This is a genomic window from Bacillus sp. BD48 (genome assembly GCF_046566805.1).
GTDB lineage: Bacteria > Bacillota > Bacilli > Bacillales > Bacillaceae > Bacillus > Bacillus safensis.
Map to the genome: position 1 here is coordinate 1 of NZ_JANGFM010000015.1, position 753 is coordinate 753.

Consider the following 753-nt stretch of genomic DNA (forward strand, 5'->3'; position numbering starts at 1 on the left):
ACTACTGGAAAACCTAAAGGGGTTATGGTGGAACATAAAAGTGTAAGCAACTTTTGTTTAATGGGTGAGACTTTTGGTATTTCATCAGGCAGCCGTGTGTTACAATTTGCCTCTTTTAGTTTTGATGTATCAGTAGGTGAAATCTTCCCTACTCTTTTAAGTGGAGCGACCCTTTATTTAGGTAAAAAAGAATTGTTTCTTTCGGGGGATAAGTTTACAGAGTGGTTAAAGGATCAAGCCATTACTACTGCCTTTTTCCCACCTTCCGTATTGAAGGTGACACCGTATGAAGAATTACCAGATTTAAAGACAATTATTACGATGGGAGAAGCATGTACATCAGATATAGTCAAAGTATGGGGAAAAGAGCGTACCTTAATCAATGGTTACGGCCCAACAGAGGCGGCAATTGGAAGCACAGCGGGGGTATGTACTCCTGACATGGAGAAGCCATCAATAGGAACTCCAAATAGTAACGAAAGGATATACATTGTAGATGATAACCTAAATTTACAGCCGATAGGCATACCTGGTGAACTGTGTATTGGAGGAGAAGGGTTAGCACGTGGCTATTGGAACTTACCAGAGCTGACGAAAGAGAAATTTGTAAGAAACCCTTTCATTCCAGGAGAAAAAATGTATAGAACAGGTGACCTGGCTCGCTGGCTTCCAGATGGTTCAATAGACTATGTAGGAAGAATAGATGATCAGATTAATATTCGAGGGTACCGTATCGAACCAAGTGAGATTGAA

The 753-nt window shown here is 40.6% G+C and carries 1 protein-coding gene; it reads left to right on the forward strand.

The genetic code is table 11. The features are described from left to right. On the forward strand, positions 1–753 hold a 753-nt coding region (locus ACLGGR_RS19185), incomplete at both ends, for an amino acid adenylation domain-containing protein (protein WP_410973702.1).